Consider the following 17,285-nt stretch of genomic DNA (forward strand, 5'->3'; position numbering starts at 1 on the left):
CGGCTCATCGAAGAGCGATCCTTGCGGCCTCGACGCGGCGTCGCGGCTCGGACGATCTTCCTCAGCGCCAGCCGAGCGCCGGTGCGACGTGCTTCAGGATCGCCTCGATCACATGGGCGTTGTAGTCGACGCCGAGCTGGTTCGGCACCGTCAGCAATAGCGTATCGGCTTCGGCGATCGCTTCGTCCTTGCCCAGTTCCTTGATCAGCTTGTCCGGCTCGTCCGCATAGCTGCGCCCGAAGATGGCGCGGGTATTCTCGTCGATGAAGCCGATCTGGTCGTCGCTCTGGTTGCCGCGGCCGAAATAGGCGCGGTCGCGGTCATCGACCAGCGCAAAGATGCTGCGGCTGACAGAGACGCGCGGCTGGCGAGCATGGCCGGCCTCCTTCCATGCCTCGCGATAGGCGCGGATCTGCTTCGCCTGCTGGATGTGGAACGGCTCACCCGTTTCGTCGTCCTTCAGGGTCGAGCTCTGCAGGTTCATGCCGAGCTTTGCCGCCCAGATGGCGGTGGCGTTCGACCCGGCGCCCCACCAGATGCGCTCGCGCAGGCCCTCGGAATGGGGCTCGAGCCGCAGCAGGCCGGGCGGGTTGGGAAACATTGGACGTGGGTTCGGCTCGGCGAAGCCCTGGCCGCGCAGCATGTCGAGAAAGACCTCGGCATGGCGCCTGCCCATATCGGCGTCGCTTTGGCCCTCGGCCGGTTCGTAGCCGAAATAGCGCCAGCCATCGATCACCTGTTCCGGCGAGCCGCGGCTGATGCCGAGCTGGAGCCGTCCGCCGGCGATGAGGTCGGCCGCGCCGGCATCCTCAGCCATGTAGAGCGGGCTTTCGTAGCGCATGTCGATCACGGCGGTGCCGATCTCGATGCGCTTCGTCCGGGCGCCGATCGCGGCCAGCAGCGGGAAGGGGGAGGCGAGCTGCCGGGCGAAATGGTGGACGCGGACATAGGCGCCGTCGAGGCCCAGCTCCTCCGCCGCCACGGCGAGATCGATCGATTGGAGCAGCGCATCGCCGGCCGAGCGCGTGCCGGACTGCGGCGAGGGCGCCCAATGGCCGAAGGAGAGAAAGCCGATCTTCTTCATGACGCGCCTGTCGCTGGCTGCGGGCGCGAGATGCGCCCCGCAAGGGGACAGCTCGGCGGGCGCCGCGAAGCGGTTCCGCTCAAGCCTGCTCCCAATATAGGCGCTGGCAGGGCCGTTGCGATTGCGCCGATGCACGCGCGCCTGTGCGTCTGTGCAGCCCCAGCGTGCGTCAGCTCACGCGATGACAGCCGTCTGCTCGTCACGCCAGCGGCTGGCGGTAGACGATGAAACCCGACTTGTCGGCGACCTTGTTGTAGAGCTCCTGCGCCTGCAGGTTCGACTCATGCGTCTGCCAGTAGACGCGGAAGCAGTTCTTCGCGCGCGCCATCTCGTTCACGGCCTCGATCAGCTTGCGCCCGACGCCGGTGCCGCGCGCCTCCGGCACCGTGAACAGATCCTGCAGATAGCAGATATTCCGTTCACTCCAGGTCGTGCGGTGGATCACCCAGTTGGTGATACCGAGCGCCTTGTCGCCCTGTAGCGCGATGAAGCCGCCCATCGGCTCCTGACCGCCGGTCAGCCGTCCGAAGGTGATCTCGTCGAGCTCTGGTGGCAGCGTCGCCTTGTAGAAGGTCAGATAGCCCCGCCAGAGCGGCGTCCAGGCAGCGCGATCAGCGGCTTCGAGCGGGCGGATGATGATATCAGGCATGCGGTCTCTCCTCCAGGGCGGAAGCTAGCCGGCGGTCTCGGCCTTGTCTCATGACAAGCCGCGATCGGATCGATCAGCGGTCGGCAGGAGCCGTGAAAAAAACCGTGGTCCGCTGCTTGTCGGACCCGCCCAGGAAGCGGCCGACGCGCCGGCTTCGGACGGAAGGCAGGCGCCTGGCGGGACCGGCGCCTCAAGATCCGTCGCGGAAGTTCAACATCAACCACGAGCAATTGGCCTACATGTTCTCCATTGTATGGCTTAGATTTGCCGCATGGGACTATTGACCTTCAGTATCAACGTCACCCTGGACGGCTGCGTCGACCACCAGGAGGGAATTGCCGACGACGAGACGCACGCCTTCTTCACCCGCCTTATGGATGAAGGCGGGGCGATGTTGTGGGGTCGCGTCACATACGAGATGATGGAGGGCTACTGGCCGGCAGTCGCCCGCGGCGACGAGGAGGTGCCGCCTGCGATACGCGAGTGGGCGGTCAAGCTGGAGGCCAAGCCGAAATACGTGGTGTCGTCGACGCGAACGGCCTTCCCGTGGACCAACAGCCACCACATCGCCGGCGACCTGCGCACGGGCGTGCAGAGGCTCAAGGACGCGACCCCGGCCGGCGTGCTCCTCGGCAGCGGCAAGCTCGCGACCGAACTGGACCGGCTGGATCTGATCGACGAATACAATCTCCTCGTCCACCCCAGGATCGCCGGCCACGGCCCAACCCTCTACCAGAGCGGGCTGCCCAGCACGCGACGGCTCGAATTGATCTCGGCCACGCCGCTCCGCAGCGGCGCGGTCGCCATGCATTACCGGCGCGCGCGCTGACACAGCGCAGCCTCTTCGCGCCCAACTCGCGGGCCTGCGGGTCATAGGCAGCCTTCTCGCCGCGCAACACGGCATATCCGCTGCTTCTGCCATGAGCGCTCGGTTGATCAGGCCGAAGCCTTGGGCAATGGCGACTTCCCACCCATCTGAGACATTCGCCACGTCTGGCGGCTTGATACCAATGGCCCAATAGAAAGGCCCGCGCGATGACCTCGCGCGGGCCTGGCAACTGGCGATCGAAAAAACTCAGAGCTGCTGGAGCATGGTCTCGGCGCCGGAAGCGTCGGCCTTGCCGGCCGCTTCCTCGACGTTGAGGGATTTCACGACGCCGTCTTCCACCAGCATGGAATAGCGCCGCGAGCGCGTGCCCATGCCGAAGCCCGAGCCATCCATCGACAGGCCGATCTCCGTGGCGAAATCGGCGTTGCCGTCCGAAAGGAACTCGATGACGCCGGCGCCGCCGGTCGCCTTCGACCAGGCGTCCAGCACGAAGACGTCGTTGGTCGAGGTCACCAGAATGGCGTCGACGCCCTTGGCCTTGATCTCGTCGGCCTTGGCCAGATAGCCGGGCAGATGGTTCTTGTGGCAGGTCGGCGTGAAGGCGCCTGGCACGGCGAAGAGCACGACCTTCCGGCCCTTGAACAGGTCGTCGGTCGTCCTGGCAGCCGGGCCGTCGGCGGTCATGACGCGGAACGTCGCCTGCGGAAGCTTGTCACCCACCTGGATCGTCATTGCGTCTTTCTCCGTGAAGCCCGCGGCGCGAAGGCCGCTTCGCCTCAGGGATTAGGGCTTGCCGGCGGGGATGTCGAGTTCGAGCCGCGTCTCGACGGGCTTGGGCGTCCCGCGAATGGTGAAGATCAGGGGGACGGGGCCCGCGGCACTCTTCGGGCGTTCGTTGATGCGGATCTGGGCGGCGACCGTGCCGTCGCTCTGCGGCGTCAGCCGGGACTTGCCGAAGGACCATTGGCCGGGCCCTTCGACGAAGATGTCCTCGATCTTGCCCTCGGGCGGCGGCTGCAGGACGAGCCTGAGACCGGGATCGACGACGGTGTCGTCAAGCTTGGCCTCGAGGATGGAGGTCTTCTCCTTGTGGGGGCCGGGTTTCGCCGAGACCGGCACGCGCGCCTCGAAACTCTCCAGCCGCGGCGATGTCACGGTCGTGACGCCCGGCTCGAGCCACAGGCTGGCCTCGCCCCTGGCGGGAATGCAGATCTTCTCGCAGACCGCATAGTCGAGCTTGAGCACGATCATGACGGGCCGGGACGGATCGACCGGTTGAACCGAGATCGGAATCACGACTTCCCCGACATAACCGATGGAGTAGCCGGCTGAATCCTGAAACCGCTCCGGAACGGGCCAGCGCACGTCGAGCCCGCCGATATTGGTCGAGCCCGACCAGTCGAAGTTCGGCGGTACGCCGAACTCGCCGGGGCTGCGCCAATAGGTCTTGAAACCCGGAGACATCACGATCTCGACGCCGACGCGCTGCTTGCCCGTCGGTGTGGTCGGGCCGGCGATCAGGCGCAGCTTCGCATGCTCGCTCGTCGACCAGGGCGATATCGCGGCTTCGGTCGGGGCCTCCTGCGCATGCGCGGCGGCGCCGAGCGCGAGGGGCATCATGGCCAGCAGGGAAAAAACGCGGTTCACGACCCTGCATTATCCATTGCGAAACTGAAAAGCGAACAAAACCTGCGTCTCGTGTCCTGAATTGGCCGGTCGCCCGAAACATCCATCGTTGCGCAGGAATGGGGCGCAATCGCGATAAGGACCGCACCGCCGCGCACAGCCTGAGCCCGCGATCCACCCGGATTTCTGCGAAGCGGCAAGGCCGGAAAGGCGGCGGACTGATATCCAGCCTTGCCGAGACTCCCCGACAGCATCTAGCATGCGGGGGATGAAGATCGGCTCACAACCCCGCCTCGGCGGCCGCAGCTATCTCGACGGGCAGTGCCTCATCGCGATGCCCGGCATGGCCGACACGCGCTTCAGCCGCAGCGTCGTCTATGTCTGCGCGCACTCCGAGGACGGCGCCATGGGCATCATCGTGAACAAGCCGGCCGGCGACACCAAGTTTCCGGATCTGCTCGTTCAGCTCGATGTCATTCCGTCCGAGGAGATCATCCGGCTGCCCAGCAGCGCCGAGCGCATGCAGGTGCTGCGCGGCGGCCCGGTCGAAACCAAGCGTGGATTCGTGCTGCATACGGCGGACTTCTTCCTCGAATCGGCAACGCTCCCCATCGATGAGGGCATCTGCCTGACGGCGACGCTCGATATCCTGCGCGCCATCGCCATCGGCAGCGGGCCGGAAAGCGCCATCCTCGCGCTAGGCTATGCCGGCTGGGCCGCCGGCCAGCTCGAGGCGGAGATCCAGTCGAATGGCTGGCTGCACTGCGCGGCCGATCCGGCCCTGCTGTTCGACGAGAGCGTCGAGACGAAGTATCAGCGGGCGCTGCACAAGCTCGGCATCGAACCTGCGTTTCTCTCTCGCGACGCTGGCCACGCCTGAGGTGCCACCGTCATGCTCGGGCCTGACCCGAGCATCTCGTGACCCGGGATCTATCGCGTTTCACCCTGCCTGAGATTCTCGGACCTGCGTTCCGCTTCGTCCGAGAATGGCGGCTGAGGTTTATGCCACTTCGGTTGCCGCCGAAGCTGCCGCGCCCATCAGCCGCCGTGCCTCGGCCGCTGTCATCGGCTGGCCGAAGATGTAGCCCTGCGCGTACTGGCAGCCGATCTGGTAGAGCTCGATAGCGTCGGACTCGCTCTCGGCACCCTCGGCCACGACATCCATGCCGAGATCGGAGGCGAGTTGCACGATCGAGCGCAGGATCACCGGCGGGCGGCCATTGCCCATCTGCCGCACGAAGCTCTGGTCGATCTTGATCGTGTCGAAGGGAAAGCGCTGCAGATAGGACAGCGAGGAGTAGCCCGTCCCGAAGTCGTCGAGCGAGAGGCCGGCGCCGAGGTCGCGGATGCGCTGCAGCATCTGCGCGGCGTATTCCGGATTTTCCATCACCAGGCTTTCGGTGATTTCGAGCTTGAGCGTGCCCGGCAGCACGCGCCGCCGCCCGAGAACGGTCTTCACGTCGTGCAGCAGGTCGTGGCGCAGCAGCTGCCGGCTCGAGACATTGACGCTGGCGAAGATCGGCGGGTCGACTTCGAGTGCCGCCTGCCAGGCTTCGAGCTCGCGTGCCGTCTTCTCCATCACGTAGACGCCGAGATCGACGATCAGCCCGGTTTCCTCGGCGATGGCGAGGAAGTCCTGCGGCATCAAGCGCCCCTCACGCGGATGGTCCCAGCGCACCAGCGCCTCGAACCCGGCGATGGTGCGGTCCTCCAGCCGGACGATCGGCTGGTACATGACCTGGATCTCGTTGCGCTCGATCGCCCGGCGCAGATCGCTTTCCAGCGCGAGCCTGTCGTTGCGGTCGGTCCGCATGGCCGGAACGAAGACCTCGATCTTGTTGCCGCCCTGGCGCTTGGCATGAGCCATGGCGAGCTCGGCGTTCTTCAGCGCATCGTCCTTGCGCGCGGCAGGCGAGGGGTCGAACAGGGCGAGCCCGATCGAGGGCGTCAGCACGATCTCCCGCTCGGCATAGGTGATCGGCGTCGATACGGCCCGGCGCACGAGCTCGGCCAGTGCCAGGATGCGTTCGGGATCGCGCTCCGAGACCAGGATCATCGCGAAGGTGTCGCCGCCGATGCGGGCGAGCGTGTCCTGCGCCCTGAGCAGCCGGCCAAGGCGCCGCGCCAGCGTCAGCAGGATCGAGTCGCCGGCTGAGAAACCAACCGATTCGTTGACCTGCTTGAAGCGGTCGACATCGATGACGAGCACGGTCGGGCGGATGTTGTCGTCGGCGCGGGTGAAGCCGAAGATCGCGCCGAGCCGGTCCTGGAACAGCTTGCGGTTGGGCAGCCCGGTCAGGTTGTCATGGACGGCGTCGTGCAGCAGGCGCTCCTGGGCCGTGCGCTGCTCGGTGACGTCCGAGAGCGTGCCGATGACGCGGATGACTTCGCCGTCCGAGCCGATGACGGGCCGCGCCTTGACGTTGAACCAGTGATAGGCGCCGTTGGCGGAGCGCAGGCGCAGGTCGAGATTGAGCTTGCCGCGGCGTTGCTCCAGCACGGCGTCGAGCGTGACGCGGTAGCGGTCCCGGTCGGCGACATGCATGTGCTCCAGCCAGCGCGCGGCCGAGCCTTCGAGCGAGCCCTTGGGCAGGCCGAGCAGCGTCTCGATCTGCGGCGAGACGAAGACCTTGTCGGAGCTGACGTCCCAGTCGAAGACGAGGTCGCCGGAGCCGGAAAGCGCCAGCGCCCGCCGCTCCGTGTCCGAGACCAGGCCCTGCGAGATCGCGCCGCCGGCGAAGGCGTGCTGGATCACGGTGAAGCCGATCAGCAGCACGATCAGCACGAGGCCGCCCAGCAGGGCAGGCGCCACGAGGTCGCGCTGGAACTGCCCGGTTACGGTGAAGCTCGCTGCCGTGACCCAGACCGCAAGCAGGAACCAGGTCGGGATCAGCATGACCGCGCGCTCGTAGCCATGTGTCGCCAGATGCACGACCAGCACGAAGCCGACGGCGGCAACGGCGGCAATCGAGATGCGCGCGATGCCGGAAGCCATCGGCGCGTCGAAGACGGCGAGGCCGATCAGGCCGGCGAGGCCGATGATCCAGATCGCGGTGACATGGCCGTAGCGCACATGCCAGCGTGACAGGTTGAGATAGGCGAACAGGAAAACGAGCAGTGTCGCGGCGAGCACGACTTCCGCACCCGCCCGGTAGATGCGCTCGATCGCCGGCGTGAGCGGGAAAAGGCGCTGGAAGAAGCCAAAATCGAGGCCGGCATAAGCCAGCACCGCCCAGGCGAGCGCTGCGGCGGCCGGGAAGATCACCGCGCCCTTGACCACGAAGATGATGGTCAGGAAGAGCGCCAGCAGGCCGGCGATGCCGATGATGATGCCCTTGTAGAGGGTCAGGCCGTTGGTCTTCTGGCGATAGGCTTCCGGCTCGAACAGATAGAGCTGCGGCAGGTTCGGCGATTTCAGCTCCGCCACGAAAGTGACGGTCGTGCCGGGGTCGAGCGTGATCAGGAAGACGTCGGCGTCGGGGCTCGCCTCGCGGTCCGGCGAGAGGCCCTGGCTCGCCGTCACCGCCTCGATGCGCTTGTCGCCGAGGTCGGGCCAGACCACGCCGGAGCCGATCAGCCGGTGGAAGGGCGCGACCAGAAGCCGGTCGATCTGCTCGTCGGAATCGTTCGTCAGCGCGAAGACGATCCAGTCCGGCCTGGCGCCCGATTCGCGCGCCTTGACCGCGATGCGCCGGACGATGCCGTCCGGCCCCGGCGCGGTCGAGATCTGGATGACGTCGCCGTCCGATTTGTTGCGCTCGACGACATTGGTGAGATCGATCACCGGCACGTCGACCGGCACACGCACCGCATCGACGGCGCTGGCCGGCGTCACGATCGCGAAACTGAACCATAGGGCAAGGCCGGCGACGGCGAGGCCGATCCGGAGGATGCGCTCGGAAATGGACAAGCTGTGCTCGGCTATCAGGCGGGAGACAATCATTCGAACTTGAACGAAAATCCCTACTGGGCGCTCATGGCAAGGGCAAGGCAGCGCGTGGCTGTGGTCAACCGCTGCCTTCACGGCTTCCCTCCGGGCAACGCATCGCCCGAAAGCAGAGCGTAGAGCAGATGGTCGGCCCAGACGCCGTTGATCTTGAGATAGGCGCGCGCCAGCCCCTCGTGCTGGAAACCGACCCGCTCCAGCAGGCGGCGTGACGGCTCGTTGTTCGGCAGGCAGGCGGCCTCGACCCGGTGCAGCGCAAGCTCGGAAAAGGCAAAGCGCACCGCGCCACGCACAGCCTCGGCCATGTGGCCCCTGCCGGCATGGCGCTTGCCCATCCAGTAGCCGAGCGTGCAGGCTTGGGCCACGCCGCGGCGGATGAGGCCAAGGGTCAGCCCGCCGAGCAGCGCCTCCGTATGGGCTTCGAAGATGAAGAGCGAATAGGCTTCGTCGCTGGCGATCTCGCGTGCTGCCCGCTTGGCGCGCAGTCGGAAGGAGGTCCGGGTCAGATCGTCCTCGTTCCAGGTCGGCTCCCAGGGTGTCAGGAAGTCGCGGCTTTCGATGCGCAGCACGGCCCAGGCGGAGTAGTCGCTGGCTTGCGGCGCACGCAGATAGAGATTCTGCGTCCGTATCAGCGGGCGGCTCGGCGGCTCGCTCGGGAAACGGAAGAGCGCCATCGCCGTTCAGTCCGCGGCCCGGGCCGCCTGGCGCAGGCGCTTGGCTGCGGGAATGCCGTGGATCGGGCCGATCGCGGCGATGGTCGGCTGGTGGCCGAGCAGCGAGCGACCTGCCGCGCGCACGTCCTCGAGCGTCACCGCGTCGAGACGGGCCGCCAGTTCCTCGCGCGGGATTGCCCGGCCGAAGATCAGCACCTGCCGGGCCATCTGCTCCAGCTTGCCGCCGGGGCTTTCGAGCGAGGCGAGCAGCCCCACCTTCATCTGGGCGCGGGCCCGCGCCACTTCGACTTCGCTGACATCCTCCGCCGCCTGGCGCAGGCAGCCGAGCGCGACTTCGATCAGCTCGTTCGCATCCTCAGGCGCGGTGCCGGCGCCAATGCCGAAGATGCCGCAATCGGAGAAGGGCCAGTGGAAGGCATCGATCGCATAGGCCAGGCCGCGCTGCTCGCGCACCTCCTGGAACAGCCGCGACGACAGCCCCCCGCCCAGCACCGAGGCGAAGATCTGCAAGGGGTAGTGCATGCCGCCGGTGAAGGGCTTGCCGGGCAGGCCGAGCACGAGATGCACCTGCTCCTCGTCGCTGCCGATGCGCGCCTCACCGCCGCGATAGTTGCCGGGTTCGCGCTCCGGCATCTTGGCGGGGCGGGCCGGCAGCTTCGACAGATGTTCGCGGGCAAGCGCCACCAGCTCGTCATGGCTGACGGCGCCGGACGCGGCGAGCACCATGTTGCCGGCGTGGTAGTTGCGGGCGAGATAGGCGCGGATCGCTTCGGGCGTGAAGCCTTGCACCGTCTGGGCCGTGCCGAGGATCGGCCGGCCGATCGGCTGGTCGGGGAAGGCTGCCTGCAGGAATCGGTCGTAGACGAGGTCGTCCGGGGTGTCCTGAACGGCAGAGATCTCCTGCAGGATCACGCCCTTCTCGCGCTTCAGCTCCTCCTCGGTGAGGGCGGGCGAGGTGACGATGTCGGCGAGGATGTCGACGGCAAGCGCCAGATCGGTGCCGAGGACGCGGGCGGTGTAGCAGGTATATTCGACGCTGGTCGCGGCGTTGAGGTCGCCGCCGACGCCCTCGATCTCCTCGGCGATCTGGAGGGCATTGCGCCGGGCCGTGCCTTTGAACGCCATGTGCTCGAGCAGATGGGCGAGGCCGTGCTCATGCGGCAGCTCGTCGCGCGAACCGGCGCCGATCCAGATGCCGAGCGACACCGTCGCGGCATGATCCATGCGCTGCGAGACGATGCGCAGGCCCGAGGGCAAGGTGGTCAGCTGGACGTCGGGGTCATGGGCGCCTTGAGGCCGCGCCGATGCGGCGAGCTCGACGGCCTCGATCGGGGTGGTGGCGCTCACGCTGCCGCTCCGCGGACGGCGCGCGCATGCTCGCGCACGAAGGTTTCGACCTTGCCGAGATCGTTCGGCAGCAGCGTCAGACGTTCCTTGCGCTCCATCAGATCGGCGAGATGGGCGGGCAGCTCCGGCGCGACGCCGCTCGCAGCCTTCACCGCCGCCGGGAACTTGGCGGGATGAGCCGTGCCGAGCACGATCATCGGCGTCGCGGGATTGCGCTTGAGCGCCTGCCGGGCGGCGCCGACGCCGATCGCGGTGTGCGGGTCGAGTAGGTAGCCGGCCTCGGTCCAGCTCTTCTTGATCTCGGCCGCGACCTCCTCCTCGCTCCGGGAGGCAGCGTCGAATTCGCCGCGGATGCGCTGGAGCGCTTCACCCGCGATCTCGAAGCGGCCGGATTGCTGCAGCGACTGCATCAGCCGGCGGACAGTGGCGCCGTCGCGGCCATGCGCTTCGAACAGCAGCCGCTCGAAATTGGACGAGATCTGGATATCCATCGAGGGCGAGGTCGTCGCCGCCACGCCGCGCATCTCGTAGGCGCCGGTTTCCAGCGTCCGCGCCAGGATGTCGTTGCTGTTGGTGGCGATCACCAGCCGCTCGATCGGCAGGCCCATCTGCTTGGCGACCCAGCCCGCGAGGATATCGCCGAAATTGCCGGTCGGCACCGTGATGGAGACCTTACGCTCCGGCCCGCCGAGCGAAACGGCCGAGGTGAAGTAGTAGACGACCTGCGCCGCGATGCGCGCCCAGTTGATCGAGTTGACGCCGGACAGTCCGATCTCGTCGCGGAAGGCGTGATGGTTGAACATCGCCTTCACGAGGTTCTGGCAGTCGTCGAATGTGCCTTCGACCGCGATGGCATGGACGTTCGGCGCATCGACCGTCGTCATCTGCCGGCGCTGCACGTCGGAGACGCGGCCCTGCGGATAGAGGATGAAGACATCGACGCTCTTCAGCCCCTTGAAGGCGTCGATGGCGGCGCCACCGGTGTCGCCGGAGGTCGCGCCGACGATGGTGGCGCGCTGGCCGCGCTGGCCGAGCACATGGTCCATCAGCCGGCCGAGCAACTGCATCGCCACGTCCTTGAAGGCGAGCGTCGGGCCGTGGAAGAGCTCCAGCACGAAGAGATTGTCGCCGATCTGCGTCAGCGGGCAGACGGCCGGATGACGGAAGCCGGCATAGGCCTGACGGATCATGCCGGAGAGCGCGCCGCTCTCGATGTCGCCATCGCTCAATGCGCCGAGCACGCGCTCGGCCACCGCCGTATAGGGTTTTCCGGCGAAACCGGCGATCTCCGCCGGCGCGAGAGTCGGCCAGCTCTGCGGCAGATAGAGGCCGCCGTCGCGGGCGAGCCCGGTCAGCAGCGCGTCGGAAAAGCTGAGCGCCGGGGCTTCACCCCGGGTGGAAACATGCAACACGATCTTGGCCTCGGTGATCTCAATCTGATGCTATAGGCCGGTCCGGCGGTTTCGGCAAAACCTGAGCGACATCAGGCCGGTGCGGAACCTTTCCGCGCCTGCCAGACATAGGCCGCGAAGACGCCGAGCAACGTCAGCGCCAGCCCGAACCAGGTCAGGGCGTATTGCAGGTGGTTGTCGGGAATACGGTCGATGAGCTCGCGCACATCGACGCCGGCCGGCGGCTTGAGGCCGTTGCCCTCGCGTTCTGCTTCCAGATAGAACGGCGCCGGCGGCAAGCCGAGCGAGGCGGCGATCCCTGCGGGGTCGCGAGTGTAGAATTCGCGGATGGCCGGCAGGTCTTGCGGCGTAAAGCTGTTGCGGGTCTCGGGTGCCCGCAGGAAGCCCGTGACGGTGTCGGGGCCGCTCGCCGGTCCGACCTGGCCCATGCGGCTCTCCGGCACGAAGCCGCGATTGACCAGGATGATTCCGCCATCCTCGAGTCTGAAGCCCTGGAACACCCAGCGGCCGAAGCCGGAGAGCTGCCGCGAGCCGGGCGGCCCGGCGGCAATCGTGGTGCGGACGCCGGCGATCGGCCCATCAACATAGGTGCCCTTGGCGGTGACGCGGGTGAGGTCGAGCGCCGCTACGTCGAGCTTCGCCCATTCGGTGCTGGGCGGGATCGGAGCGGGCGCTCCGGCGGCTTGCGCCTCCAGGCGCCCGATATAGGCGTGCTTCTCCTGCATGCGCTCGAGCTGCCAGGTTCCGAGGATGCAGAGGATCACCGCGCCGATGATCGTCAGGAGCGTTGGCAGGAGCAGCCCGGGTTTCCGGTCGCTTGCGGGTTGCGCGGTCACTTCGCCCGCCTGCCTTCCTCGGCCTTGTTGGCGTATTGCAGCGCCACTGCCAGCCCCTTCAGCGGCCTCAGCAGTGCGAGGCAGATGACCAGTGCCAGCGGCAGCCACATCAGCAGGTGCAGCCAGATCGGCGGTTCATAGGCGATCTCGACATAGAGTGCCGAGCCCAGCACCACGAAGCCGGCGATCAGCATGATGAAGACGGCCGGACCGTCTGCCGAATCGGCGAATTTATAGTCGAGCCCGCAAGCGCTGCAGCGCGGCTTCAGCTTGAGGAAACCGTCGAACAGCGCGCCTTCGCCGCAGCGCGGGCAGCGCCCGGCCAGCCCCGTGGAATAGGGGGAGGGATGTGTAGGTTCAGGACCGGCCATCGCAGCCTCCAAAGCGGGAAAGGCGGCCTCGCGGCCGCCTTTCACCAGACGATAACCGCGAGGGCGCGGTAGGATTCGTGACCTAGTGCGCAGCGGCTGCGTGCGCGCCGGCGCCCCAGACATAGATCGCGGCGAACAGGAACAGCCAGACCACATCGACGAAGTGCCAGTACCAGGCGGCGAACTCGAAGCCGAGATGCTGCTGCGGCTTGAAGTGGCCGAGATAGGTCCGGTAGAGGCAGACCGCCAGGAAGATCGTGCCGATGATGACGTGCGCGCCATGGAAGCCGGTCGCCATGAAGAAGGTGGCGCCGTAGATGTTGCCCTTGAAGGCGAAGGTGGCGTGCGAATACTCGTAAGCTTGGCACAGCGTGAACAGGACGCCGAGGATCACGGTGAGCCACAGGCCCTGCTTCAGGCCGGCGCGGTCGTTGTTGATCAGAGCGTAGTGTGCCCAGGTCACGGTCGTGCCAGAGGTTAGCAGGATCAGCGTGTTGAGCAGCGGCAGGTGCCAGGGATCGAAGGTCTCGATGCCCTTCGGCGGCCAATGCCCGCCAGTGAACTCGTAGCGGAGATAGTTGATCTGCTCGCCCGAGAAGAGGCTGGCGTCGAAATAGGCCCAGAACCAGGCGACGAAGAACATCACCTCGGAGGCGATGAACATGATCATGCCGTAGCGGTGATGCAACTGCACGACGCGGGTGTGGTGGCCTTCCTTCTCGGCCTCGCGGATGACGTCCATCCACCAGGCGAGCATGGTGTAGAGCACGCCGAGCAGGCCGGCGCCGAAGACGAGCGGGCCGATATGCATGCCGCCGATGGGCAGCGCCTTCATCCACATCACGGCGCCGATCGCCATGATCGTCGCGCTCGCGGCGCCGACGAGCGGCCACGGGCTCGGATCGACGAGGTGGTAGTCGTGGTGCTTCGTATGGGCCCCGGCCATCGTATTCAGTCTCCGCGTACGACGTCTTGTCCGCGCTTTTGCTCTAGCGCGTTCTACAGTTTCGAATTGCCCGCGTCACCCTTGACGGAGCCGGCCTTGTCCTCGGCGACGGGCTGGCCCGACTTCGAGGCGAAATAGGTATAGGACAGTGTGATGGCGTGGACGCCGTCGAGCTCGCGATTCCCAGCGATTTCGGGGTCGATATAGAACACCACCGGCGCCTCGAAGCTCTCGCCGGGCTTCAGCGTGTGCTCGGTGAAGCAGAAGCACTGGATCTTGACGAAATAGGCCGCGGCCTTGTCCGGCGCGACATTGTAGGTCGCGATGCCGGTCACCGTGCGGTCCGAGCGATTCGTCATCTTGTAGAACACGGTCTGGGTCGCGCCGACGCGAACCTTGATCTCCGGGCTCTCCGCTTCGAACTTCCAGCCGAGCCCCGGCGCGACATTGGCGTCGAAACGCACCGACATCGTCCGGTCGAGGATCTTGCCGGCGCCGGCCGTGCCCACCATCGGCGTGCCGCCGAAGCCGGTGACCTTGCAGAACAGGTCGTAGAGCGGCACCGCCGCGAAGGAAGCGCCGAGCATGCCGAAAGCGACGCCGACACAGATCAGTGCGGTGCGCGCCGGATTGCCCTTGGGCTTCTGCGGGACGGGATTCGTCATCACAGCGGCCGGTTCAGGATCGCGGGGCCGGTCTTCACCAGCGTCACCACGAAGAAGAAGATCACGAGCCCGCCGAGCACCAGCGCGAGCGCGATGGAGCGGCGGCGGCGGCGTGCCATGTCTTCCGGCGAGAACGGCGCCGGCGCGGGCTTCTGGGGGCGTTGCTCGCTCATCCGATCACCTTCGGCAGGGCCCACATCAGGCCGAGCCCGTTTTCGACGAGCAGAACCGCGAAGAGCAGGAAAAGATAGATGATCGAAAAGCCGAACAGCGACCAGGCTGCCTTCACGGCGGGCTGACCCTCCGTGCGGCGCCAGACCTGGATCGCGAGCCAGATCATCGCCAGCCCGGTCGTCACCGAGACGGCCAGGTAAATCAGGCCGCCGAAGCCCATCAGCGCCGGCAGGACGGCGACCGGAGCCATGATCAGCGAATAGAGCACGATCTGCCGGCGGGTCGCGGCCGGGCCGGCGACATTCGGCATCATCGGGATGCCGGCGCGCTCGTAGTCGCCGGACTTGATCAGCGCCAGCGCCCAGAAATGCGGCGGGGTCCACAGGAAGATGATCGCGAACAGAACGAGGGAGTGCCAGCCGAAATTGCCGGTCACCACGGCTTCGCCGATCATGGGCGGGAAGGCGCCCGCAGCGCCGCCGATCACGATGTTCTGCGGCGTCCAGCGCTTCAGCCACATCGAGTAGACGACGGCGTAGAAGAAGATCGTGAAGGCCAGCATGAAGGCCGCGAGCGCATTCGCGATCAGGCCGAGCACCAGCACCGAGCCGATCGAGAGCGTCAGCCCGAAGGCGAGCGCCTCAGAGGGCAGAATCCGGCCCGCCGGGATCGGGCGCTTGGCCGTGCGGCTCATCAGCGCGTCGATATCGGCGTCGTACCACATGTTGAGGCAGCCCGACGCGCCGGCGCCGACTGCGATCGCCAAAAGCGCGGCGAAGCCGAGGACGGGATGCAGGGAGCCCGGTGCCGTCGCCATGCCGGTCAGCGCCGTCACCACGACAAGCGACATCACACGCGGCTTCAGCAGCGCGAAGAAGTCGCGCGCCTCTCCGGTGGAGGCGGTCAGGCCGTCGGTGCGGGTTTCGAACGCAGCAGACATCGGTTGGATCGTCTTCGTACTCTTGTGAACAGCGCCCATGGGCGCAGGGTGTTCGCGGCTGGATCGTGCCGCCCGTCTCCGGAACGCCTCGCAAGGCGCTCGGGGGAGGGGCGGCGGCGGGCCCCATGAGGCCCGCCGCCTTTGTCTCAGTGGTCCGAGCCGGTGATGCGCGGCAGCGTCTCGAACTGGTGGAAGGGCGGCGGCGAGGACAGGGTCCACTCCAGCGTCGTCGCGCCTTCGCCCCACGGATTGTCGCCGGCGAGCTGCTTGCGGCTGAAGGCCACGGCGATGCCGTAAAGCCAGATCAGCAGGCCAGCTGCGAAGATGTAGGAACCGATCGACGACCAATAATGCCAGCCGGCGAAGGCGTCGGGATAGTCCACATAGTGACGCGGCATGCCGGCGAGCCCGAGGAAGTGCTGCGGGAAGAACAGCAGGTTCGCGCCGATGAAGGCGACCCAGAAGTGCAGGCGGCCGATCCAGTCCGGCATCACATAGCCGCTCATCTTCGGGAACCAGTAGTAGAAGCCCGCGAAGATGCCGAACACGGCGCCGAGCGACAGCACGTAGTGGAAGTGGGCCACCACGTAGTAGGTCGCATGCAGCGAGCGGTCGACACCGGCGTTGGCCAGCACGACGCCGGTGACGCCGCCGACGGTGAACAGGAAGATGAACCCCATCGCCCAGACCATCGGGGCGGTGAAGCGGATCGAGCCGCCCCACATCGTCGCGATCCAGGAGAAGATCTTGATGCCCGTCGGCACCGCGATGACCATCGTCGCGAACACGAAGTAGCGCTGCGTGTTGAGCGAAAGGCCGGCCGTGTACATGTGGTGCGCCCACACGATGAAGCCGACCACGCCGATCGCGACCATGGCGTAGGCCATGCCGAGGTAGCCGAAGATCGGCTTCTTCGAGAAGGTCGAGATGATGTGGCTGATGATGCCGAAGGCCGGCAGGATCATGATGTACACTTCGGGGTGACCGAAGAACCAGAACAGGTGCTGGTACAGGATCGGATCGCCGCCGCCGGCCGGATCATAGAAGGTTGTGCCGAAGTTGCGATCCGTCAGCAGCATGGTGATCGCACCGGCGAGGACCGGCAGCGAGAGCAGCAGCAGGAAGGCGGTGACCAGCACGCCCCAGGCGAACAGCGGCATCTTGTGCATGGTCATGCCAGGCGCGCGCATGTTCAGGATGGTGGTGATGAAGTTGATCGCGCCCAGAATCGAAGCCGCGCCGGCAAGGTGCAGCGACAGGATGCCGAAGTCGACCGAGGGGCCGGGGTGGCCGGCGGTCGAGAACGGCGGATAGACCGTCCAACCCGTGCCGACGCCGTGCGCGCCCGGGGCGCCTTCCATGAACATCGAGATGATCATGAGCACGAAGGCTGCGACGGTGAGCCAGAACGAGATGTTGTTCATGCGCGGGAAGGCCATGTCCGGCGCGCCGATCATCAGCGGTACGAACCAGTTGCCGAAGCCGCCGATGACCGCGGGCATGACCATGAAGAAGATCATGATCAGGCCGTGGCCGGTGACGAACACGTTGTAGCTCTGGCCGTTCGCGAAGATCTGCACGCCGGGGTACATCAACTCGATACGCATCATGATCGAGAGGAAGCCGCCGACGAGGCCCGCGATGATCGAGAAGATCAGGTAGAGCGTGCCGATGTCTTTGTGGTTGGTCGACAGAAGCCACCGGCGCCACCCGGTCGGGTGGTCGTGATGGGCCTCGTCATGGCCGTGAGCGTGCTGAGCCGCTGTTGCCATCGTGTTGTCTCCTC

Annotated in this window: 17 protein-coding genes; 2 read left to right on the forward strand and 15 right to left on the reverse strand. The window is 66.6% G+C overall.

All coding sequences use genetic code 11. The features are described 5' to 3' along the window. Positions 1-61 precede the first annotated feature (61 nt). Both AC1DNE_RS08565 and AC1DNE_RS08570 read right to left on the reverse strand, forming a co-directional pair. Positions 62-1,084, reverse strand: coding sequence for an LLM class flavin-dependent oxidoreductase (locus AC1DNE_RS08565; protein ID WP_441468866.1), 1,023 nt, complete (start codon positions 1,082-1,084; stop codon positions 62-64). Positions 1,085-1,283: 199 nt separating this feature from the next. Beyond that, positions 1,284-1,733: an N-acetyltransferase family protein gene (locus AC1DNE_RS08570; protein WP_476764884.1), complete on the reverse strand. Its 450-nt coding sequence runs from the start codon at positions 1,731-1,733 to the stop codon at positions 1,284-1,286. A 271-nt stretch (positions 1,734-2,004) separates the two neighbouring features. Here AC1DNE_RS08570 and AC1DNE_RS08575 point away from each other — a divergent pair, with 271 nt between their 5' ends. After that, positions 2,005-2,562, forward strand: coding sequence for a dihydrofolate reductase family protein (locus AC1DNE_RS08575; RefSeq protein ID WP_476764885.1), 558 nt, complete (start codon positions 2,005-2,007; stop codon positions 2,560-2,562). A gap of 246 nt (positions 2,563-2,808) precedes the next feature. Here the strand turns inward: AC1DNE_RS08575 and AC1DNE_RS08580 are convergent, their stop codons facing one another. Both AC1DNE_RS08580 and AC1DNE_RS08585 read right to left on the reverse strand, forming a co-directional pair. Continuing rightward, a complete protein-coding gene (locus tag AC1DNE_RS08580; RefSeq protein WP_441468863.1) occupies positions 2,809-3,294 on the reverse strand; it encodes a peroxiredoxin in 486 nt (161 codons plus the stop codon). Positions 3,295-3,345: 51 nt separating this feature from the next. Next, complete coding sequence (locus tag AC1DNE_RS08585) at positions 3,346-4,209, reverse strand: protein-disulfide reductase DsbD domain-containing protein (protein WP_476841009.1); 864 nt, start codon at positions 4,207-4,209, stop codon at positions 3,346-3,348. A gap of 238 nt (positions 4,210-4,447) precedes the next feature. Here AC1DNE_RS08585 and AC1DNE_RS08590 point away from each other — a divergent pair, with 238 nt between their 5' ends. Next, a complete protein-coding gene (locus tag AC1DNE_RS08590) occupies positions 4,448-5,068 on the forward strand; it encodes a YqgE/AlgH family protein (RefSeq protein WP_441468861.1) in 621 nt (206 codons plus the stop codon). A gap of 120 nt (positions 5,069-5,188) precedes the next feature. Here the strand turns inward: AC1DNE_RS08590 and AC1DNE_RS08595 are convergent, their stop codons facing one another. From AC1DNE_RS08595 to ctaD, 11 genes are all read right to left on the reverse strand, one after another. Then, the gene (locus tag AC1DNE_RS08595) at positions 5,189-8,131 is read right to left on the reverse strand and encodes an EAL domain-containing protein (RefSeq protein ID WP_441468860.1); all 2,943 of its coding nucleotides are present in this window, start codon (positions 8,129-8,131) and stop codon (positions 5,189-5,191) included. A gap of 77 nt (positions 8,132-8,208) precedes the next feature. Then, on the reverse strand, positions 8,209-8,808 hold the full coding sequence (locus AC1DNE_RS08600) for a GNAT family N-acetyltransferase (RefSeq protein WP_441468859.1): 600 nt from the start codon (positions 8,806-8,808) through the stop codon (positions 8,209-8,211). Positions 8,809-8,814: 6 nt separating this feature from the next. Next, positions 8,815-10,137, reverse strand: coding sequence for a M16 family metallopeptidase (locus AC1DNE_RS08605; RefSeq protein WP_441468976.1), 1,323 nt, complete (start codon positions 10,135-10,137; stop codon positions 8,815-8,817). Between the two features lie 14 nt (positions 10,138-10,151). Continuing rightward, on the reverse strand, positions 10,152-11,567 hold the full coding sequence (gene thrC, locus AC1DNE_RS08610) for a threonine synthase (RefSeq protein WP_441468858.1): 1,416 nt from the start codon (positions 11,565-11,567) through the stop codon (positions 10,152-10,154). 71 nt (positions 11,568-11,638) lie between these two features. Then, entirely contained in the window at positions 11,639-12,403 is a 765-nt protein-coding gene (locus AC1DNE_RS08615; RefSeq protein WP_476764888.1) for an SURF1 family protein, read from the reverse strand. Continuing rightward, positions 12,400-12,774, reverse strand: a complete 375-nt coding sequence (locus tag AC1DNE_RS08620) for a DUF983 domain-containing protein (RefSeq protein ID WP_441468856.1) — start codon at positions 12,772-12,774, stop codon at positions 12,400-12,402. The genes AC1DNE_RS08615 and AC1DNE_RS08620 overlap by 4 nt, the downstream gene beginning before the upstream one ends. An 82-nt stretch (positions 12,775-12,856) precedes the next feature. Further along, positions 12,857-13,720, reverse strand: coding sequence for a cytochrome c oxidase subunit 3 (locus AC1DNE_RS08625; RefSeq protein WP_441468855.1), 864 nt, complete (start codon positions 13,718-13,720; stop codon positions 12,857-12,859). 53 nt (positions 13,721-13,773) lie between these two features. Then, entirely contained in the window at positions 13,774-14,385 is a 612-nt protein-coding gene (locus AC1DNE_RS08630; RefSeq protein WP_441468854.1) for a cytochrome c oxidase assembly protein, read from the reverse strand. Further along, a complete protein-coding gene (locus AC1DNE_RS08635; protein WP_441468853.1) occupies positions 14,385-14,558 on the reverse strand; it encodes a hypothetical protein in 174 nt (57 codons plus the stop codon). The genes AC1DNE_RS08630 and AC1DNE_RS08635 overlap by 1 nt, the downstream gene beginning before the upstream one ends. Beyond that, complete coding sequence (locus AC1DNE_RS08640) at positions 14,555-15,499, reverse strand: heme o synthase (RefSeq protein WP_441468852.1); 945 nt, start codon at positions 15,497-15,499, stop codon at positions 14,555-14,557. Before AC1DNE_RS08640 ends, AC1DNE_RS08635 begins: the two co-directional genes overlap by 4 nt. Positions 15,500-15,645: 146 nt before the next feature. Continuing rightward, positions 15,646-17,271 (reverse strand): cytochrome c oxidase subunit I, encoded by a 1,626-nt coding sequence (ctaD, locus tag AC1DNE_RS08645; protein WP_441468851.1) that lies wholly within the window; start codon positions 17,269-17,271, stop codon positions 15,646-15,648. Positions 17,272-17,285 lie beyond the last annotated feature (14 nt).

It is taken from the genome of Allobosea sp. 05L423, from assembly GCF_056397745.1.